This is a genomic window from Fodinibius halophilus (assembly GCF_011059105.1).
GTDB lineage: Bacteria > Bacteroidota > Rhodothermia > Balneolales > Balneolaceae > Fodinibius > Fodinibius halophilus.
The window spans coordinates 22,657-42,456 of the sequence record NZ_JAALLS010000004.1; the positions used below are offsets into that span (position 1 = coordinate 22,657).

Sequence of the window (19,800 nt, forward strand, 5' to 3'; positions counted from 1 at the left end):
TAGTATTGATCTACTAACGTTTCTTTGAGCCAAAACATTTTTAACGGTTTAGATTATGAGTTCCAATACCGAACAAAAGCGACTGGTAGAACTACAATCATTCAATATTGTTAATGAAGAGACCGAGGATACCCTTACTGGTTTAACGGAACTTGCCTCAACAATCTGTAATACCCCTGTTGCGCTAATAAATCTGCTAGACTCTCACCAACAGATCACAAAGTCGAGCAACGGAATCGATATATCTGCCATTCCCAAAGAAGAGAGTTTCTGCCAGTATGCGATTAAAAACCAAGACCTGATGATTGTTGAGGATACGCTGCTGGACCTTCGGTTTAGGAATAGCCCGTATATAGAGCAGGGGATTCGTTTTTATGCCGGAGTTCCTTTAACTACGGAAAAGGGATACAATTTAGGCACTATCTGTGTTATCGATAACAAACCCCGCCAATTAACCGACCAACAAATTCAGAGCCTTAAGCTGCTCGCCCGCGAAGTGGTTGACCACCTGGAATTACGAAAAAAGAATACTCAGCTCGATGCACGAAATAAAAGACTTAATAATGCAGATAAATTTCTAAGCAACTCTTCTGATCTCCAAATAATTGTTGATACCGATTCGCTTCGAATTCTCAAAACCACTGAAAATACCCACACTACGCTAGACTATGAAGGCTCCCTTATAGGCCAGCCATTTGCTGACCAAATTATTGACGGCCCTGCCAAGCGAAATGCCATAAAATTCCTCAGGCAATCAAATAAAAAGAAAGGGACATTTATTGCTCCCGTAGAAACAGGTGGCGAGCAAATAATCTACCTGGAATTTACCTTTTCCAGGTTTTTCGGGCGCTGGTTTGTAACCGGCAAAGATATTAGCGAGCAAGAAAAAACACTTCGGGCTCTACAAGAAACACAGATCAAAAAAGAGACGATCCTCAATTCAGCCTCTGATTGTATCATCACCATCAATCAACATGGTGAAATTATGCAATTTAATTCAGCGGCAGAAAAGACCTTTCAATACGATAAAGAAGAAATTATTGGTAAATCGATGAGCGAAACGCTTATCCCTCCTCTATACCGCGAGGAACATGCAGAAGGGATAAAACACTATCTTGAAACAGGCCACAGCCCTATCATTAACAAGCTCGTTGAGATGCCTGCACTCCGTAAAGATGGATCACAATTCCCCATTGAACTGCAAGTAAACCATATAAAAGACAGTACTCCGCCCCAATTTTTATGTATTTTTCGTGATATCTCAGAACGCAGAGAAACCCAGGAGAAACTCAAAAAAACCCTGACGAATCTTAACCTGGGCCAAGAGCTGGCAGAGGTCGGCAGCTGGCGATGGGAGATCGGGGATAACACCATGGAATGGTCGAAGAAAATATATGATATCTACGACTTTGATATCATGCAAAAGCCTTCTGTAGATCTGCTTCTGGATCGCGTACACCCCGAAGATAATAACCGGGTTAAAGATCTTCTTTCAAGTATTATGGAAGGAGATTTAATTAAAGACTTTGAACACCGGATACTCGCCCCAAATGGAACTATCAAATGGGTACGGCATTCTATTAAAACTATTTATGGACCCGGAGACAAACCCCTTGAGGCAAATGGGGCCGTACAGGATATCACCAAGCAAAAGAAAACCCAGTTTAAACTGGAACGAGAGAAACAGTTGAGTGACAAAATCATAAACAGTTTACCTATCTCGTTCTTCATGTTTGACCGCGATGGCAACCCGATTCGCTGGAACGACCAAATACGCGAAATAACAGGGTATACCCAGCAAGAGATCTCTTACATGCATCCCAAAAAATTTATCGCGGAAGAACACCGGCAATATGTAGAAAAAGCATTGAAAAAAGTTTTTGAAAAAGGAGAGGTCACAGCCGAAGCCAACTTAAAAACCCGCGATGGCGATAATATCCCGCACCTTTTCAGTACAAGCTCATTTCGCAGTGGCGATCGCAATTTTTTTATCGGTACCGCTCAAAATATTGCTGACTTAAAAGAGTATGAACATCAACTGGAAATATCATTAAAAGAAAAGAAAGTTTTACTATCTGAAATTCATCACCGTGTAAAAAATAACCTGGCCATCATCTCCGGGCTGTTACAACTGGAATGTTTTAACACCGAAAACGATAACACAAAAAATATATTAGCCAACAGCCAGCTGCGTATTCAGTCGATGGCCACCGTACATGAAATGCTGTATCAGGCCCAAGACTTCAGCAATCTTTCTTTTAGTGATTTTGTTTCTAAAACTATTGACTCCATTAAGAGTATTTATCAGCAAGAACATTCGGATATCAATTTTGAAGTATCTGTGAATGATATTCAACTCAATGTAAATCAAGCTATTCCGTGCGGACTTATTATCAATGAAATAGTCACACATGCTTACAATAATGCTTTCCCCGACGATAAAGGGACCATTACAATCTTTCTGAAAGAGAATGGCGACGAGGTAACCCTGCATATTAAAGACGATGGCAAAGGATTGCCGGATGACTTCTCGCTTTCTCACGATAACTCTATCAGCTTTTCACTTATCAACACGCTGGTCCAACAACTCGAAGCGGAGATAGAAGTACGATCTGAAGCAGGTAGCGAATTTGTTATCCATTTTGAGAAGAAGAACGTAAAAGGGGCCGGCAGTTCTTTAACAACCTAGTTTGAGTAAACGAGGATAATAGGACTTCTGATTATTACTCCATCATTTCTTGCTGTATTCTTCTGAAACAAACAGAGGCTCAGTTTTCTCTGTCTTAGCTCCCCCCTTCTCAAAAACGTTTGTATTTCCAATAAAATACTCATACCGTTGAGTACTACATGCTGAATGTCCAGTTAGCTTTATTTATATAATTTTACTGGAATAGATAAAATTGATTGTCTTATCTCTCGATTTTTCTATTTTTAGACTTGTTATCATGAATTGATCACATTTTTATGGGCACAAAAGAAAAGAATGTCATAATTGTCGAAGACGACCTCATCCTGAACCTTCTGTATGAGAGTTATCTTGAACGGCTTGGCTTCCAAACAGAAGGAGAACTGGTCTATGGCAAAACCGCTATTGAGATCGCACAAAAGATAGATCCGGATCTTATTGTTATGGACATCTCTCTGGAAGGTGATATCGATGGTATCGATGCCATGCTGGAAATCCGAAAATTTTCAAAGGTTCCCGTTATTTATATTACCGGTAACTCGGACCCCTATCATGTTGAACGAGCCGAGGCTACCGATTATCTCGACTACTTGACGAAGCCCATCGAATTTGATGATCTCAAGAAAGCCGTTTCAAAACATTTTCCTCTCAATTCATAACGAATTCTATATCTCTTAATTAAAAGCTACGACCCTCTTTTCTTATGACAAAGCTAGTATCTTTGCGCAACATTTCTGTTGCTATTATAACTCTGCTTATATTCCTTTCAAGCTGTACCGGCACACAACAGGTAGCAGAGGGTCCACAGCAAGAAGATTCTAAGCAATCAGCTCAAAAAGAAAAGTATCATAAACTACCTTCCGAAATGGATCGGCCGGTAGCCAACCCTATTACCAACGAAATTCCAACATCGTTCTTCAATGCAGTGGAGTTGGGGACCCGAACAATGTCGGGCGAACCGGGACCCGACTACTGGACACAACGTGCGCATTACGATATTGACGCAGAACTCATCCCTTCCGATACCCTGCTAAAAGGGAGCAGTACCATCACCTATTACAATAACTCTCCTGATACTCTTGGTACTCTTTTTATGGAGCTTGCTCAAAATCTCCATAAAAAGGGTGTCCAACGCAGTGGAAACCAAGAAGTAACAGGGGGCGTAACGCTCCACAAGGTTGCTGCCAACGACAAAGATCTGTCACAGCTCCCCTCGCCTAATGCCCCAAGCGGATATTATGTGAATGGCACCCAAATGGTTGTCCGTCCCAATCAACCTTTAGCACCGGGCGACAGTATGACTATTAGCGTGGACTGGGACTTTAAAATACCACAGGCCGGGGCCGACGGACGTATGGGTTACAGCAAAGACAACTTGTATTATATTGCCTATTGGTATCCTCAAATGCGGGTTTATGATGATGTCAACGGTTGGTTTACGGATCCTTTTACCGGTAATGCGGAATTCTACCACGATTTTGCGAACTATAATGTCGATATCACTGTACCCGAACAATGGATGGTTGGCGCTACCGGGAAACTGCGAAACAGCAAAAGTATCCTTACACAAAATATTCACCAGCGCCTGAGCCGGGCACATAAAAGCGATAGTGTGATCCATGTAGTGACAAAAGAAGATTTTGGATCCGTTACCAAGTCTACTGACAACAATAAAGTAACCTGGAACTTTCAAGCCCAAGACGTACGTGATTTTGCTTTTAGTGTCACGAAAGAGTCGCTTTGGGATGCCACCCGGGCCAGTGTTGGAGATCGTGACGGAGATGGAAACGAAGATTTCTCCAGCATTAATGCAATCTATCGCAACTCGGCGCCTTTATGGACCAATGCCGCCAAGTTTACCCGAAACGCAATCACTTTTCTGTCGGAGTATACCCACATGCCCTATCCCTGGCCACATATGACCTCTGTTGAAGGTGGCGGTATTATCGGTGGCGGGATGGAGTTTCCGATGATTACGATCATTGGGGATTATAAAGGCCGACCTGCACAGTCACTGTATGCTGTCATTGCACACGAGCTAGCCCATATGTGGGTTCCTATGCAGATTAGCACAAACGAACGACGCTATGCCTGGATGGATGAAGGAACAACGACTTTTAATGAGAACCAGGCAAAAAAATCGTACTACCCCGACAAACAAAACTTTGATATTTCTGATATGCAAAGTTACCTGCGCATCACCTATTCGGATGCAGAAGGCCCTATCATGCGCTGGTCAGACTACCACTACAACGGCTTTGCCTATGGAGTGGCATCCTATCCCAAACCGGCCACTATGCTGGTAAGCCTGCGAAACTATTTAGGTGAAGAAACATTTAACAAAGCATATCGCACCTTTCTTGATCGCTGGCAATATAAACATCCCTACCCGTGGGATATGTTTAATACCTTTGAAGATGTTGCCGGACAAGATCTCGATTGGTTTTGGAGAAGCTGGTACTACGAAACCTGGACTCTGGACCATGCCGTAGCGGAGGTAACAACAGACGAAAACAGTAGTCGGATTATTATCCATGACAACGGCTTGGCACCGATGCCGGCAAATATCGAAATTACCCTCGCCGATGGCTCAACAATAATGCGAAAAGTTCCTGTTGAAAAATGGCTCAAAGGGGCAACCAAAGCGATTGTTACTGTTGATGGCCAAGCTACCAAGGTGGTTATTGATCCTGACAAGCTGTATCCCGACAATAATCGGGAAAATAATCGCTGGACCAAATAGTATAAATTCTTCCAATATTGGTAAAAGGATGCCTATTATGGTATCCTTTTCTTATTTTGGGTGCAAAAGTTATTAAATTCCGTAAATAATTGGGATTATGGAATTCGTTACCTTCTTAAATTTCTTACCTTTAGGTACGTATCATCTCACTGGTTTAGCATTTATAAATTATACAATATGAAGCGTTACGGATCACTTCGGTGGCTACTGCTCGCTGTCGGTATTATCGCCATTATCGGCCTTACCGGTATGAATGTATACTCCCTGTATGCTCTTCATGAAAATACGCTGGAATCGAATCGGGAAAATAAAAAGCTACAGATTGCTGAATTTTCCGACAAGATCAGGTATCGTTTTTTCGAATCATACTACGGGCTTAGCTCCATAGATATAAAGCATCTGAAATCTACCTTCAGAAAAACAGGTAAATTTTCAGACGAAGTCATATCAAAGCTCAACAAAGCGGCTGATGATAAGATATTTGATAATATCTATTTTATCCCATCAGATTCCAAAGTTTGTCAACAGAATGAGGCTATTCTACGATATAACGACAAGCTCGAAAAGTTTGTCCGTACCTCCTCTTATCCCGAGCTTGTTTGTGATGGAATGGGTATTTCCCGTACGCAAATGAAGAGTCTCATTGATGACTATAAGTACAGTAATAAAGTCATTTTTGATTCCCACCGCAGTGTTACTATTGCCATTCTAGATCCCTCGGAGAAAAGCATCTTTGGCTACCTTACCATGCCGTTCAACCAAGATTATCTGCGCAATGAATATCTTCCCAAAAAGCTGGCGGAAAAATTTGGCACGCCTGACCAGTCGGACATGCATGTCTGGCTGCGCGACTGGGTAAATGACGAAATTATTGCTAGCAGCGATACCACCGTACAATATGACCATGAAAAAGTACAGTTTGAACAAGACTTCCCCAGTTTATTTGACTATTGGGAACTGCAGGTAGCGTTTACTGATCAATCTGCCGTTGCGGCCTCCAATGCATCTCTTATTAAAAATATAACAGTTCTGGGAGCTGCCATGCTGCTACTGATAGGGGCTCTCGTTTTTATGTTTAGATCTGCCCAAAAAGAACGAGCGCTGGCTCAGCGTCAAGCCGGTTTTTTGGCAAACGTCACTCACGAGCTTAAAACCCCATTGGCAGTAATGCAAGCGGCAGGAGAAAATCTGGCAGATGGACGTGTTACCGATAAAACAAGACTCAAAAATTACGGTAATCATATTTTTAATGAAGCCGTACGCCTTCGCAAGATGATCGAGAAGCTTCTTGATGTGGCTAAAGCCGACGCGGGACAGTCATTGGTAGAACCCGAACCCATTAACCTGGCTAAAAAACTACATTCATATATTGATGAGCATAAAAAATATATTGAAAAGAAAGGGTTTACACTACACACTACTATTGAAGAAAACCTTCCGATGGTGATGGTTGATCCCAATAGCTTTGAAACCATTGTCAGCAACCTTGTTGAAAATGCTATTAAATACAGTACAGATGAAAAATTCATCCACATTCGGCTGAAAAAAGAAGACGAGAAATTGGTATTACAGGTAGAAGATCACGGTGTAGGGATGAACAACAAAGTCACTGCTCATATCTTTGAGAAATTTTTCCGTGCTGAGGATACCTTAACAGCCAAAACAAAAGGACACGGACTCGGCCTATCCATTGTCAGCAACCTTGTTGAACTCAATGACGGCGATATTACCGTATCCAGCACCCCTGAAGAAGGCTCAACATTCACTATTACCTTTCCCGTTATCCTTGACGAAGAAGATACCACTGATCAACCAAACACATCATATTCTACTGAATCTGATTCATTAAATAAGGAGTCTGAAATATATGTCAACTGATTCTAAAAAGATTGTAATCGTCGAAGACGAACCGAGCTTGGTATTCACCCTACAAGATACTCTCGAAAATGAAGGCTATAATGTATTTGTAGCCAATGAAGGAGATAAAGCAGTAGATATTGTAAAAGAGGAAAATCCCGACTTGATGATCCTGGACCTTATGCTTCCGGGGATGAGTGGCTTTGATGTATGTCGAAAGGTTCGGGGGATGAACTATACCTTCCCTATTATTATGCTTACGGCCCGCGACCAGGAGATCGACAAAGTTACGGGCTTAAATATCGGGGCTGATGACTATATGACAAAGCCCTTTGGCGTCAAAGAACTGCTGGCACGCATCCAGGCACGGCTGCGCCGCTCCGAAGAGTACGCCAGTGCCACCCCTATCAACGAGGTTGACCTAGATCCTATCCATGTCAACCTAAAGAATGCCGTCGCCGAACATCCCGAAAATGGAGATATTGAACTCACCACTCGCGAAGTAGAACTTATTCGCTATTTGGTAGCCCACGCCAATGAACCGGTCTCACGCGATGCCCTGCTCGAAAATGTATGGCGGTATGAGTTTAGCACTAATACACGTACTGTGGATGTCCATATCTCCAAATTACGCTCAAAGATTGAGATGCATCCCGATGATCCCAAGTATCTCGTTACCCTCCACGGGGTAGGCTATATGCTAAAGATGAGCTAACGGTTTTTAGGAGACAACTGAATCTTTATTCAGGTCGCGAACAAACTGGGGAAAGCCGGTAACCTGGGCCATGAGCAACTGCTGCTGGAAATCATCGTTGATGCCCGTTTCATCATCAAAATTTTCTGTAACCCGGGGGATAAAAACCCGTTCCGGGAAGATATGGGCATGACGATAGCCAAGTACTTGCTGCAGCTGTTCTACGGCCCGCAGTGCACCGAAAGCACCGCTGGCTTCGCCCACTAAAGCTATGGGCTTTTTCTCTAAACTGCCGGGAAAAGGAAAGTAATCAATAAACAGTTTCAGAATACCGGGATACCCGCCATTATATTCCGGGCATACGATGACAAGTCCATCCGCGGTTACAGCCCGACTTACAAATGCTTCCACCTCGGGCAGTTCCTCGCCGTATTTACCACCGGCGACCTGATCTACAGGAAAATTTTGCATATCAATAATCCCTGTATCAACACCCTCTTCACGGTACTTTTTCTGTATATATTTCGATACTCGTAAGGCATTGGAACCGGGCCGGTCAGTGCCACTTATGATTTGTAAATCAAGCATATAAACTTAGGCTTAAACTGTGTTGTTGATGGTCAAAGATACGATTTCTTATCCAAAATAAAGCACTCCCTACTTCTTAGACGCTTTGGCATATGCTTCTTTTATCGTTTCCAGTCGTTTCCAGAGCTTGCTTTCGCGTCCGATATTGCCGGGCTCATACCACTCCTTATCTTTCACCTCATCGGGCAGATAATCCTGAGGAATCCAGTGATGGTCATATGAGTGGGGATAATGATAATCATCAGAAGCATTTTCAACCCCGCGGTACCGTGATTGTTTGGAGTTCGCTGTTTTATCTCTCAAGTGCGAAGGCACCGGGCCGATCCCATTATTTTTTATCTCACTGCGAACTGAGAACACCGCCCCGGCACTATTGCTCTTGGGAGCCAATGCCACGTAAATACAGGCATGAGCCAAGAAGTACAATCCTTCGGGCATCCCGCACTTGGTAAAGGCCTCATGGGCCGAATTTACCACCGACAGCGCATGGGGATCAGCCATTCCCACATCCTCTGACGATTGAATCAGCATACGGCGAAACAAGAAGTTGGGATCCTCTCCTCCCTCCAGCATTGCTACCATCCAGTATAGCGCAGCATCAACATCAGAACCACGCAACGACTTGATAAAAGCCGAGGCATAATCGTAATGCTCATCTCCGGTACCGTCATAGCGTACACCACGCCGCTGTATACATTCTTTAGCGATATCCAGGTCAATATGGATCAGCCCATCTTCATCGGCTTCACTGGAAAGTACGGCTACTTCCAGCGCATTAATAGCATTCCTGATATCTCCGCCGGCAAAATCTGCCAGGTGATCTTTAGCCGCATCGGTTACTTCCACCTTTTTACTTCCAAGTCCCCGTTTTTCATCTTCCAGGGAGCGATCGATCATGGTCAGTACATGATCTTTCGTCAAATCATAGAGTTCAAATAGCTGGCACCGTGACAACAGCGGGCTCACCAACGAGTAAAAAGGGTTTTCTGTGGTAGCCCCAATCAGGGTAATAACACCCGACTCAAGATGAGGTAACAGGGCATCCTGCTGGGCCTTATTCCACCGGTGAATTTCATCCACAAAAAGAATAGTCTTTCGCCCATTCATCTGCTGTACTTTTTCAGCTTTGGCCACCACCTTTCGCAGATCCTTAATACCGTCAAGAACGGCATTTAATTCTACGTACTGCGCATTAATTTCTCGGGAAATAACATGAGCCAGTGTGGTTTTACCGGAGCTTGGGGGACCATAAAAAATGAGTGATCCAATCACACCGGATTCGATCATGCGCCGCAACATTTGGCCTTCACCGACAATGTGGTTCTGGCCTACGAACTCTTCCAGCGACCGTGGACGCATGCGCGTGGCCAGGGGCTCGTGGGGATTTACGAAGTCGGATTGCTGACCCTTTTGCTGATCAGCATCCTCGTTAAAAAGATCCATGAATAAATTAGAAATTAAGAATTAGGAATTGATAAGATCGCTAATATTCATTGCACAATAAAACAGAAATAAATATTAATAAATTATAGATGACCAAATAATTCCTAATTCAAAATTCTCAATTCCTAATTCTACAACGGAAGATTGTCATGCTTTTTCTGCGGCACATTATCCACCTTGTTTTCGGTGATCTCGAGCGCATGAATAAGCTTCTCACGCGTTTCGCTCGGCAGAATAACATTATCAATAAATCCTCGCTCAGCCGCCTTATACGGATGCGCAAACTCCTCCTTATAGTAATCGATAAGTTCCTGCTCTTTCGCCTCCGGATCATCGGCATTAGCAATCTCTTTGCGGAAAATAATCTCTACCGCTCCCTTCGGTCCCATTACTGCAATTTCAGCCGTGGGCCATGCCACATTATAATCAGCACGGATATGCTTGGAGTTCATTACGTCGTAAGCCCCTCCATATGCTTTGCGGGTAATGACCGTCATCTTGGGAACTGTCGCCTCACAAAAGGCATATAGCAGCTTTGCGCCGTGTTTAATAATGCCGCCCCACTCCTGGTCGGTGCCGGGCAAAAATCCGGGTACATCTTCAAACGTGACCAATGGAATATTAAAAGCATCACAGAATCGCACGAACCGGGCCCCTTTCAATGATGCATCTATATCGAGCACTCCGGCCAGCGAAAGCGGCTGATTAGCAACAATACCGACACTGCGTCCTTCGATACGGGCAAAACCTACCACAATATTGGTAGCATAATGCTCATGCACCTCCATAAACGAGTCCTTATCTACAATACCGCCAATTACATCTTTAATATCGTAGGGTTTATTGGGATTGTCCGGAACAATCTCGTCCAGTTTGTCGGCCTTGGCAGAATCCGGTGCTTTGGCCTCTTCCCGCGGCGGCTTCTCCTCACAATTTTGCGGCACATAAGTTAACAACCTGCGTAAATTCTTCAGGCAGATGGCATCATTTTCTTCGGTAAAATGCGCGACCCCTGACTTCTTGCCGTGGGCACTGGCCCCTCCCAGCTCTTCGGAAGTAACCTCTTCATGGGTGACCGTTTTAACCACATTCGGCCCCGTTACAAACATATAGCTGGTATCTTTCACCATCGAAACAAAATCTGTCAGTGCCGGACTATACACTGCACCACCGGCACAAGGCCCCATCACCGCCGAAAATTGTGGGATCACGCCCGAAGCCATACTGTTTCGCCAGAACACCTCGGCATATCCGCCGAGCGAAGAAACACCTTCCTGGATACGAGCACCGCCAGAATCATTAAGACCGATAATGGGTACGCCATTTTTCATCGCCATATCCATAATCTTGCAGATCTTCTCGGCATGCGTCTCCGACAGCGAACCTCCGAAAACCGTGAAATCCTGGCTAAAAACGTAGATCGGCCGGCCGTGAATTTTACCATAGCCGGTAACAACCCCATCACCGTCAATTTTCTTTTTATCTAAGCCAAACTTCTTACTCCGGTGCGTAACAAATGGGTCGATCTCTTCAAACGAACCCTTGTCCATCAACAAGTCTATACGCTCACGAGCGGTAAGCTTGCCTTTATCATGCTGTTTTTGAATTCGTTTTTCTCCGCCACCCTTTTTAGCATCCTTACGCTTTTGCTTTAACCGTTCTACTTTTTTGTCGGAAGCCATCTAAATCTCTTATTTATTTCGATTTTGTTTTTCCAGGAAATAATTCTGCAGTCGATCTGTAAAATCCACAGCCGACTCAGAATACATATCCACTAAATTTCGTTTAAAAATATCCTTTTCAATGTATTTGCTCACATCACGCCAACTCGCATAAGCCGCAATCTCTTCTACAGCCTCTTCATAGGCGCGCTCAGAACCGCGAAAAATATCTTCAATAAATCGTTCACGATCACCGGACAACTGCTCCTGCAGATTTCGTATCTCTTTCTCCGAGGCATCCTCTTGGGTAAGGTCGATAATGGGTTCATCTATAAAACCGTCTTCATCCGTTTCTTCATCCTGCTCTTGCTGTTCCTTTTGATGCTCTGCAATCTCCTCATCGCTCATGTAGCGCATCCACATGGGCGTTTCTTCCGTATCGTCCTCCTCGGCAGCATCTGCTTGCTGTTGTCCATTTGTATTTTCTGCGGTCTCCTCTTCCGAGGACTCGGGCTCTTCTAATGTCTCATCTTCTTCATCTACTGTTCCTTCATCTGAGGCAGACTGTTCCTGCTCTAAATCTTCCGTCACTGCCGCACTCCTGTCAGCTTCTTCTGTATCTCCCTGCTCCTCGAGCTGCGAAAAGACAGCATTCAGAGAATTATTCTCACCATCCTCCTCATGACCTTTCTCTTCATCCGAGCGAGAGACAGGCTCCGTTTCCGGCTCAAATCCGGCATTTAGGTTATCGTTATCCTCATCAGCAATGGCGGTATCAGTTGAGACTTCTTCCGTTAATGCCCCTTCCTGCTTCTCCTTTTCTCCGGTCTCGGTATCATCTTCCTTATCGGAAGTAGGAGATTCATCCGTGTCCTTCTGCTGTTTCGGCTCTGCAGCACTTTGTCCATCAAACAAATTGGACTGCTCTTCTTCATACCCTTCAAAATTTAGCAGGTCCGGAGAAGATAATACCTCAATAAGTTCTGCTCGCGTCAGTGCCCCATTCATCATATCGAATTTGCGGGCAATACGCGGCATTCCCTTATCCTCAAAAAAGAGTCGCAATAACTCGGTGTCGATTTCTCCATCCAATAATTTAAACAGCGGCTCTAACATCTGTGCCCAGCTCAGGGGCGAATACTTTGCTGTAAGCTTTTCATCGGCTTTTTTAACGAGCTTTTTACACCGCTTCTTAGTGAGTGTATCCAGTTCTTTCTTCTCCATATAGCGGGGAATAAGCCTGCCCAAGTGCGGGTACACCACTACAGCCTCTACCCCTTTTTGTATCGCAGAAAAATCAAGCTCTGTCTTGTTACCAAAAACGATAGACGGGATATTCTTTCGGGGTTGCACCAACATTTCAATAATATCAGCTACCGCCGTTTCAATAACCGTTTGGGCATAACTGGCCGGCAGGCGCGCCTCGGCCCTGATAGCACTTACAAATTGATCCCAGGCATCCAGCACGGCATCGGAGCCGGTGTTTGCCCAATCTGTTTTGGGAATAATCATCGACTCGGCCAAATTACGTTCGAGCTCGATCTTTATCCGCTTAATAATAAATGAGGGGAACTGCCACGACCGCAGCTCATGCAACCGGTAATACTGCTCATGCTCTGGCAGCCGGTCGATCAGTTGTTTCGTTATTTGTTGAATAATATGTTGCATAAATTTCTGGAAATATATCGTCTAGAGACAGGCAATACAACTAAAGAACGGGGCAATATGTTAAATCCTGCGAATCTTTTGAAATTTTAGAGTCATCTGTCTCAAATTTAATCATTTGTGAATTGAAAATGCCTTTTTACCTTTGGCCTATGATTACCTTAAAAGTAGAACAGCTCAAAAAATCATTTGGCAACAACACCGTTTTTTCGGGAATCTCTTTCGATCATAACGGCAATACACTAGGCATCGCCGGCTCTAACGGATCCGGAAAATCGACCTTTTTAAAGTGTCTTTCAGGATTATTAAACCCCAACAATGGAGAAATATTTTGGCACTCCGGTGGTGATGAGATTCCAAAAAATCAGTTTAAAAATATGTTGGGCTATGCCGCTCCCTACATAAACCTATATAACGAACTGAGCTGCCGAGAGAACTTGTCTTTCTTAGCGGATGTCCGCCATGAAGAAACGGATGAAACAGCCATAAATTATTGGATCGATAAAGTAGAACTGCCGCACGTGGCTGACCAACCTTTTGGAAAGCTCTCTACCGGTCAGCAGCAACGATTGCGACTGGCATCGGCGCTCTTTCACAATCCCGATATCCTGATGCTGGATGAACCCGGATCAAACCTGGACGAAGCCGGCCGCACTCTTATTAATAATATTGTAGATACCTTTCAGAGTCCCGACAAGCTACTAATCATTGCTTCGAACAGTCCCGAGGAGCTACAGCTTTGCGAGCATGTTTTTTCTATCGAACAACAGAGCTTTGTATAAATTGCGAAACCCATCCCAAAAATAGAGCATAACGCCCCTGCTATCGCAACACACAGTTCTCTCCCTGGCAGCACTCCTGCACGTTAATACCACAGTTCCCGCACTGTCCGTGGCCATGCACCCAAACCAGGGGCGCTTTTACCCCACAATAAATGCAGCGACGTGATTTACTACCTTCCTTTGTTTCGGTTGATCTATCTTCTGCCATATCAAGATTGGGTTAACTCTTCGTAGGCAACGGCAAGATTCTGCGGCAAGGTCCAGAAATCAGCATATAAAAAGTTTTCGAACCCTTCGAGTGATTCAATTTTTGTGATCTCCTCTTTGGACTTCCCCTGCTCAATTCCCTGCTGCACATGCTCAATAATGCCGGCAAGATAGTCTTTCATCACCCCTACATCCTCTTTATTGCCTGTAATACCAGACTCCGGTTTACCGTGACCAAAAATATACTTTGCATCTGCGGGGTACTCATCAGCTACAGTCTGTAAAATAGTAATCCAATTTTGCATGGAAGCACCGGCCGGGCGATCGGTATAGGGATTCATCCGGTTAAAGACCAGGTCGCCCATATGTACCACATTCGCTTTCTCAAAGTAGATGACCGAATCACCGCTGGTATGGCCCCGGCCATAGTATTTGGCATGAACCGTTTCATCTCCCACATCCATTTTCCAGCTATCTGCAAAAGTGGTGGTAGGAAAGGTGGTATTGCCTTTACCCTCACTTTCTTTATTCGACTCTTTCATCAGTTTCGGCACATTTTCGTGGGCCACCATTTTTTCTGCTACGCCTTCAAAAACAGGATTTCCGCCGGTATGGTCCCCGTGGTGATGCGTATTGATAAGCAGGTCGAGGGGATGGTCGGTACGATCTTGCAGACCATTTAAACAATTTTTTGCTGACTTGGGAAACTGGGAATCGATGACCACCATTCCATTTTCACTTGCCAGCCAGCCGATAGTACCGCCCCGTTCCGTAAAACATCCGACATTTCGCCGAATAGGGGTAAAAGTACCTTTAGCTTCAGCAAATAAACTTTTGAAAGGCAACGCCGCACCTGCGGCCAGTAACGATGAGCGAATTAGAAATTGACGACGATCCATAGCTAGATAACGGTTGTATTAATATTTAAGGTATATAGGAAATGAAACAGAAGTATCCCTATCAAACTCATAATCACCTCTCATTTCCATATCCCATTGTAAGGATAAAGCTACTTACTATAAAGGGGACATCATTGAGAGGCCACAAAAAGATATTTATTATAGATTATGATATTTTTTCACTGCGTTCACAATACATTATCCTTTTCCTATATAAAGTCAATACTATAGGGCCACATCATCCCTGATTAACAACAATATTGCTGCGTGCGGACAGATCAGGTATTTTTCATTTTCGAATTCGATTTCGTGAGTTTGATCCTTCAAAAATATAGCCAAATCACTTTTCTGTGCCTGCATACCAATATATTTAGTCTCGTCAGTATCTTTCCAGGCTTCATCCACTTCGTTCGACGGAATAGGATATCCGGGACCCGTTTTTACGACATAGCCGCTGTGGATATCTTCCTTTTCTTTCACCGTTGCAGGTAGCACTAATCCACTTTGGGTGCGGGTTTCCATATCCCGCGGTTTAATAAGTACACGATCGCCAACAACAATAAAATTTTCAACGGAATTAAGGTATTCTTGAATCATTTATAATATTCGTTTCGTGAAACTAATTGAATAAACGTTTAAAGTTAACTTCTTTGCATAACAATCTGAACTAAAGATTTCTAACCTTGGCCACTTACATTTATGGATTTAACCAACAAACTTTGTGTCGTTACAGGAGCCAACTCCGGAATCGGCAAAGAAACAGCCCGTGCTTTCGCCAAACAACAGGCATATGTCATTATGGTTTGCCGAAACGAAAAACGAGCCAAAGAGGCCAAGCATGAGATAATAGCCAAAACCAATCATACGGGCGTAGAAATCATGCTTGCTGATCTGGCCCTCCAACACGATGTGCGAGAGTTAGCCAACAAAATCACCCAAAAATATGAAAAAGTAGATCTACTCGTCAATAATGCAGGCCTTATTCCTGATGATCGCGAAGAAACCATCGACGGCATCGAAAAAACATTAGCCGTTAATCACCTGGCCCCCTTTCTGCTGACCAACCTATTGGGTGATCATCTTAAAAAAGCTACCGAGGCCCGGGTTGTTAATGTATCATCAGAAGTACACCGGCTGGGTGCTAAATCTTTTGATCTTGATAACTTACAGCTGCGAAACGATTATTCTCCGATGAAAGCCTATGGCATCTCCAAACTGTGCAATATCATGTTTACTCATGAGCTGTCGAAACGATGGGCTGATTCAACAGTTACAACCAATAGTTTACATCCCGGCGTTGTACGTACCCAGTTAGCCGAAGAAGCCAGCTGGTTTATGAAATTGTTTTACTTCATCGGCAAACCCTTTATGCGATCCCCGAAGTCAGGTGCCAAAACCAGTATCTACCTCTCCACTTCTGATGAGGTGGCCGACACCAGTGGAAAATACTTTCGAAACCGGAAAGAGATACCACCGGCTGATATAGCCTATGACGATGCCCTCACCAACGAGCTCTGGGAAAGAAGTGCTGAGCTTACCGGCTTATCCTAATACAAAAAACCGTTTCACCCGTACCTTTCGGGAGCGCCAAATGAGATCTCCCACAAAATCTTCCGAAATATCGACCTCCTCTTCAGATTCTTCGGGCAGCTCTCCTTTCGCCTCATCAAGGTGAAGGTTATCCAAGAAAAGCTTTAACTGCTTTCTGTCGTAATGAGCATATTCGTTTTCCAGGGCCTGTATCACGGCCGGCCAAATTTCCGGGTAGGCCGACCATTCAATTCCAAGACCGATCGCATTTTCAGGTACTTCTTCTTCTAAACAGATATTAAGGCGTTTCTCAATATCGGTAGGTACCGGTTCATGACGCAGCAGCTTCGGACCCAACTCCTCACCGTTAGCACGAGGGAAAAAGGCTTTCCACATCTGGTTGGTATAGGGATGATGGTAGTACACCTCACAGTTGTCGGTGTCTTTGCGAAGCTGCTTCATCTCGCTAATCAATGCAATTTGTTTGTCGTGATCGATGATATACATTGTAATAATGTCTTTTGAGTTGGATTTCTCCCCGGCAAAGCCGACCTAATCATCCCGGCTAAACGTTTCATTATTCTAAACTCCGAACTGCTTTTTTTGTTCCCGGCAATCTATCATATTAAACCCAATCATTTGATTGCAATACCGTGCAAAATACGGCATACTGCATATGTATTCAGCAGACAAAAATAATAGCAAGGCGGCTTCACCTATGTATCAACCATCCTACGGTAATGCTTCGTTATCCCCTCACAAGGCTTCATCAGCATTATTTCTGTGTGGATTTTTTTTAGTATCCCTCGTAACTGAAGTAAGCGCTCAAAACTTATTTGAGCAGGGCAAACAATTTTATGAACAACGTGCTGAAGGAGCCGAAGGATTCCAGGCAGATCCCCAGCCTATTAATAGTTCTATTGACGCCTTGGAAAAGGCACTCCATAACGATATCGAACCGGAAAAATCAGCCTCATACCTGCTCCGTGCCTACTATTTTAAAGCGATGTTTACAGGGCTCTCTGAGGATAAGCAGCAAGCTATCTATGAAAAAGGCCGCGAGCTGGGAGAAAAGATGGAAAAACGCTTCCCAAAATCAGTTCCCATCAAATTTTGGTACAGCGCCAATCTCGGGCGATGGGCTGATGTGCATGGATTTATAAAAGCGGCGACCAGTGGTATTGCCAAAAAGTTGCGCCGCATAACCAAAGAAATTATTGATCTTAACCCCCGCTATGAGGGGGGCGGCGGATACCGAATATTGGCCCAGGTCCATTTTCATACTCCGAAAATTCCCCTGTTGATGGGATGGCCTTCCGATAAAAAAGCAAAAAAGCTTGTAGCAAAGGCTATGGAGGTGAATCCCAACCACCCTACAAACAGGATGCTCTATGCCCAGTTATTACTGGAGTTCGACCAAACCGATAAAGCTGAAGAACATATCCGGTATATCCTCAACAGCGAAATACGAGATAGCCATATCATCGAAGACCGATATTTGAAATACCGCTGTCGCAAACTATTAAAAGAGCACTTCTGACCTAACGAAGCAGCTGCAAAACAAAGCCAATGACCTCGCGACTAAGCTGATCTTCTTTGAGACGCCCGTTTATTTGTGATTGCCCATCCCCTTCGTCGGCCGGCAGCTCGTACGAAAAGGTAGCTTTGTGCTCTTCTTTTTGGGGATTTCGGAGCCTCACCGTCAACATCCGCTCCCCATTTTTCGGAATCCCCGCCGGCAAATTAAATGAAAAGTCGAGTATAGGATCTTTGAATCCGCCTCCCGAATCTATAGCAGAAAATTCCAGTTCAATAGTTTGTTTTTTGGGGATCTCCATCTCCTTATCGCCCATTACCAACTGATCAATAATTGCGGAGGTCTGTATTTTCATGTTAGTACTCTTATCTTACTTTTTGTTTTAGCTCCAATAATAGGCAAGCTCATACTTATTCTGAAATATTATGTCCCAAAAAGAGTGTCCGGCTTGTGCGGTACAAGTTGACGGTGATGCAGAGGTGTGCCCCATATGCGGCTATGAGTTTCCCTCTCAGCCGCTATACCTGCAAATCATGGTTTGGATTATGATTCTGCTGCTATTTTTCTGGCTTATCCTTTAACTGCCACCCCTATTTCATCACTAAAAGGAGAAATTACCATTTCTTATCTCGTTTTCATACCTTTTCATACATTATATTTCTCTTTTCATGTTTTTTTTCATGTATTTTTTATATAATGGACTCTTATGAAATCACTTACAGACAAGCAAAGAGAACTCTGGGAGTTTATTCTCAATCATTATGAGGAGTACAGCCAGTTTCCATCCTACGCAGAGATGCAGGATGCCTTTGGCTATAGCTCTTCGAATAGCATTTACCAACACCTGAATGCGTTGGAGAAAAAGAATTACCTCACCAAGTACGGGCGCGGCAACTATGGCATCCACCCTACCAAACGGTCGGAACTGAAGGGGTTCTTTCCCGGCATTCCCATAAAAGGACGTATTGCTGCGGGCGGTATGCACCAGGCGATCAGCGAGAACCTGGGGCACCTGCCGGTGGAGGTCCACCCTGCTACCAAATCGGATCACTACTTTGCCCTCATCGTTGACGGGGAGAGCATGATCGATGCCGATATCCGAGACGGTGATTATATTATTATTGATCCGCGCGAGCCGCGGGACGGTGAGATCGGGGCGATCCTCTATGATGGGGAAACCACTTTGAAAACGATCCGAAAGAAAACAGATGGAGTGCTGTTGCAGCCCGAAAACCCGGACTACGATCCCATCCATATTACCCCTGATAAGTGGGAAGAAATTACGGTCTTTGGCACCTTTATCGGTAAAGCATGGAAGAAGAACGGCAACTGGGGGCTTATCTTTCGCTCTGGATAACAGTTTTAGGATGTGATTAGGTGATTAAGTGGCTGAGTGATTAAGTAACAAAGTTGCGAAGTAGCAGAGGTAGACTGACGACGGATGACAGACGACTAATAACCAGCGTCTAATCCCGTTACTCTGGCCCCTCACAACCCGGATATTAGGT

Annotated in this window: 19 protein-coding genes; 10 read left to right on the forward strand and 9 right to left on the reverse strand. The window is 44.2% G+C overall.

Annotation, left to right across the window (positions count from 1 at the left end; translation table 11 throughout):
- Positions 1 to 55 precede the first annotated feature (55 nt).
- The 5 genes from G3569_RS04400 (at position 56) to G3569_RS04420 (ending at position 8,001) form a co-directional block, all read left to right on the forward strand.
- Positions 56 to 2,689: a PAS domain S-box protein gene (locus G3569_RS04400; RefSeq protein WP_165266483.1), complete on the forward strand. Its 2,634-nt coding sequence runs from the start codon at positions 56 to 58 to the stop codon at positions 2,687 to 2,689.
- Positions 2,690 to 2,964: 275 nt separating this feature from the next.
- Complete coding sequence (locus G3569_RS04405; protein ID WP_165266485.1) at positions 2,965 to 3,345, forward strand: response regulator; 381 nt, start codon at positions 2,965 to 2,967, stop codon at positions 3,343 to 3,345.
- 44 nt (positions 3,346 to 3,389) lie between these two features.
- Positions 3,390 to 5,429 (forward strand): M1 family metallopeptidase, encoded by a 2,040-nt coding sequence (locus G3569_RS04410; RefSeq protein ID WP_165266487.1) that lies wholly within the window; start codon positions 3,390 to 3,392, stop codon positions 5,427 to 5,429.
- Between the two features lie 177 nt (positions 5,430 to 5,606).
- The gene (locus G3569_RS04415; RefSeq protein ID WP_165266489.1) at positions 5,607 to 7,307 is read left to right on the forward strand and encodes a sensor histidine kinase; all 1,701 of its coding nucleotides are present in this window, start codon (positions 5,607 to 5,609) and stop codon (positions 7,305 to 7,307) included.
- Positions 7,297 to 8,001: a response regulator transcription factor gene (locus tag G3569_RS04420; RefSeq protein ID WP_165266491.1), complete on the forward strand. Its 705-nt coding sequence runs from the start codon at positions 7,297 to 7,299 to the stop codon at positions 7,999 to 8,001. Before G3569_RS04415 ends, G3569_RS04420 begins: the two co-directional genes overlap by 11 nt.
- 6 nt (positions 8,002 to 8,007) lie before the next feature.
- Here G3569_RS04420 and G3569_RS04425 read toward each other — a convergent pair whose 3' ends face one another.
- From G3569_RS04425 to G3569_RS04440, 4 genes are all read right to left on the reverse strand, one after another.
- Complete coding sequence (locus tag G3569_RS04425; RefSeq protein WP_165266493.1) at positions 8,008 to 8,568, reverse strand: NADPH-dependent FMN reductase; 561 nt, start codon at positions 8,566 to 8,568, stop codon at positions 8,008 to 8,010.
- 69 nt (positions 8,569 to 8,637) lie between these two features.
- Positions 8,638 to 10,011 carry a replication-associated recombination protein A gene (locus tag G3569_RS04430; RefSeq protein WP_165266495.1) on the reverse strand — a complete coding sequence of 458 codons (1,374 nt, stop codon included), beginning with the start codon at positions 10,009 to 10,011 and terminating at the stop codon, positions 8,638 to 8,640.
- A gap of 131 nt (positions 10,012 to 10,142) precedes the next feature.
- On the reverse strand, positions 10,143 to 11,693 hold the full coding sequence (locus G3569_RS04435) for an acyl-CoA carboxylase subunit beta (protein WP_165266497.1): 1,551 nt from the start codon (positions 11,691 to 11,693) through the stop codon (positions 10,143 to 10,145).
- A 9-nt stretch (positions 11,694 to 11,702) separates the two neighbouring features.
- Entirely contained in the window at positions 11,703 to 13,340 is a 1,638-nt protein-coding gene (locus tag G3569_RS04440; protein WP_165266499.1) for a DUF8457 domain-containing protein, read from the reverse strand.
- Between the two features lie 149 nt (positions 13,341 to 13,489).
- Between G3569_RS04440 and G3569_RS04445 the strand changes: the two genes are divergently transcribed.
- The gene (locus G3569_RS04445; RefSeq protein ID WP_165266501.1) at positions 13,490 to 14,119 is read left to right on the forward strand and encodes an ABC transporter ATP-binding protein; all 630 of its coding nucleotides are present in this window, start codon (positions 13,490 to 13,492) and stop codon (positions 14,117 to 14,119) included.
- Between the two features lie 40 nt (positions 14,120 to 14,159).
- Here the strand turns inward: G3569_RS04445 and G3569_RS04450 are convergent, their stop codons facing one another.
- The 3 genes from G3569_RS04450 to G3569_RS04460 form a co-directional block, all read right to left on the reverse strand.
- Positions 14,160 to 14,327 (reverse strand): hypothetical protein, encoded by a 168-nt coding sequence (locus tag G3569_RS04450; RefSeq protein WP_165266503.1) that lies wholly within the window; start codon positions 14,325 to 14,327, stop codon positions 14,160 to 14,162.
- 1 nt (position 14,328) lies between these two features.
- On the reverse strand, positions 14,329 to 15,225 hold the full coding sequence (locus G3569_RS04455) for an MBL fold metallo-hydrolase (protein ID WP_165266504.1): 897 nt from the start codon (positions 15,223 to 15,225) through the stop codon (positions 14,329 to 14,331).
- 225 nt (positions 15,226 to 15,450) lie between these two features.
- Positions 15,451 to 15,822, reverse strand: coding sequence for a co-chaperone GroES (locus tag G3569_RS04460; protein WP_205720032.1), 372 nt, complete (start codon positions 15,820 to 15,822; stop codon positions 15,451 to 15,453).
- Between the two features lie 102 nt (positions 15,823 to 15,924).
- Here G3569_RS04460 and G3569_RS04465 point away from each other — a divergent pair, with 102 nt between their 5' ends.
- Positions 15,925 to 16,776, forward strand: a complete 852-nt coding sequence (locus G3569_RS04465; protein WP_165266506.1) for an SDR family oxidoreductase — start codon at positions 15,925 to 15,927, stop codon at positions 16,774 to 16,776.
- Here G3569_RS04465 and G3569_RS04470 read toward each other — a convergent pair.
- Positions 16,768 to 17,262: a hypothetical protein gene (locus G3569_RS04470; RefSeq protein WP_165266508.1), complete on the reverse strand. Its 495-nt coding sequence runs from the start codon at positions 17,260 to 17,262 to the stop codon at positions 16,768 to 16,770. The two genes, G3569_RS04465 and G3569_RS04470, sit on opposite strands and share 9 nt — an antisense overlap.
- Positions 17,263 to 17,431: 169 nt before the next feature.
- On the opposite strand from G3569_RS04470, the gene G3569_RS04475 reads away from it, so the two are divergent.
- Positions 17,432 to 18,295: a hypothetical protein gene (locus G3569_RS04475; RefSeq protein WP_165266510.1), complete on the forward strand. Its 864-nt coding sequence runs from the start codon at positions 17,432 to 17,434 to the stop codon at positions 18,293 to 18,295.
- Between the two features lies 1 nt (position 18,296).
- On the opposite strand, the gene G3569_RS04480 is transcribed toward G3569_RS04475, so the two are convergent.
- Positions 18,297 to 18,647, reverse strand: coding sequence for a hypothetical protein (locus G3569_RS04480; RefSeq protein ID WP_165266512.1), 351 nt, complete (start codon positions 18,645 to 18,647; stop codon positions 18,297 to 18,299).
- 70 nt (positions 18,648 to 18,717) lie between these two features.
- Between G3569_RS04480 and G3569_RS18890 the strand changes: the two genes are divergently transcribed.
- Complete coding sequence (locus G3569_RS18890; RefSeq protein WP_165266514.1) at positions 18,718 to 18,873, forward strand: zinc ribbon domain-containing protein; 156 nt, start codon at positions 18,718 to 18,720, stop codon at positions 18,871 to 18,873.
- A 125-nt stretch (positions 18,874 to 18,998) separates the two neighbouring features.
- Positions 18,999 to 19,649, forward strand: a complete 651-nt coding sequence (gene lexA, locus G3569_RS04490) for a transcriptional repressor LexA (protein WP_165266516.1) — start codon at positions 18,999 to 19,001, stop codon at positions 19,647 to 19,649.
- Positions 19,650 to 19,800 lie beyond the last annotated feature (151 nt).

Coding starts and splice junctions, on each gene's coding strand:
- G3569_RS04400 (WP_165266483.1), top strand. CDS start 56: ATGAGTTCCAATACCGAACAAAAGCGACTGGTAGAACTACAATCATTC.
- G3569_RS04405 (WP_165266485.1), top strand. CDS start 2,965: ATGGGCACAAAAGAAAAGAATGTCATAATTGTCGAAGACGACCTCATC.
- G3569_RS04410 (WP_165266487.1), top strand. CDS start 3,390: ATGACAAAGCTAGTATCTTTGCGCAACATTTCTGTTGCTATTATAACT.
- G3569_RS04415 (WP_165266489.1), top strand. CDS start 5,607: ATGAAGCGTTACGGATCACTTCGGTGGCTACTGCTCGCTGTCGGTATT.
- G3569_RS04420 (WP_165266491.1), top strand. CDS start 7,297: ATGTCAACTGATTCTAAAAAGATTGTAATCGTCGAAGACGAACCGAGC.
- G3569_RS04425 (WP_165266493.1), bottom strand. CDS start 8,568: ATGCTTGATTTACAAATCATAAGTGGCACTGACCGGCCCGGTTCCAAT.
- G3569_RS04430 (WP_165266495.1), bottom strand. CDS start 10,011: ATGGATCTTTTTAACGAGGATGCTGATCAGCAAAAGGGTCAGCAATCC.
- G3569_RS04435 (WP_165266497.1), bottom strand. CDS start 11,693: ATGGCTTCCGACAAAAAAGTAGAACGGTTAAAGCAAAAGCGTAAGGAT.
- G3569_RS04440 (WP_165266499.1), bottom strand. CDS start 13,340: ATGCAACATATTATTCAACAAATAACGAAACAACTGATCGACCGGCTG.
- G3569_RS04445 (WP_165266501.1), top strand. CDS start 13,490: ATGATTACCTTAAAAGTAGAACAGCTCAAAAAATCATTTGGCAACAAC.
- G3569_RS04450 (WP_165266503.1), bottom strand. CDS start 14,327: ATGGCAGAAGATAGATCAACCGAAACAAAGGAAGGTAGTAAATCACGT.
- G3569_RS04455 (WP_165266504.1), bottom strand. CDS start 15,225: ATGGATCGTCGTCAATTTCTAATTCGCTCATCGTTACTGGCCGCAGGT.
- G3569_RS04460 (WP_205720032.1), bottom strand. CDS start 15,822: ATGATTCAAGAATACCTTAATTCCGTTGAAAATTTTATTGTTGTTGGC.
- G3569_RS04465 (WP_165266506.1), top strand. CDS start 15,925: ATGGATTTAACCAACAAACTTTGTGTCGTTACAGGAGCCAACTCCGGA.
- G3569_RS04470 (WP_165266508.1), bottom strand. CDS start 17,262: ATGTATATCATCGATCACGACAAACAAATTGCATTGATTAGCGAGATG.
- G3569_RS04475 (WP_165266510.1), top strand. CDS start 17,432: ATGTATTCAGCAGACAAAAATAATAGCAAGGCGGCTTCACCTATGTAT.
- G3569_RS04480 (WP_165266512.1), bottom strand. CDS start 18,647: ATGAAAATACAGACCTCCGCAATTATTGATCAGTTGGTAATGGGCGAT.
- G3569_RS18890 (WP_165266514.1), top strand. CDS start 18,718: ATGTCCCAAAAAGAGTGTCCGGCTTGTGCGGTACAAGTTGACGGTGAT.
- lexA (WP_165266516.1), top strand. CDS start 18,999: ATGAAATCACTTACAGACAAGCAAAGAGAACTCTGGGAGTTTATTCTC.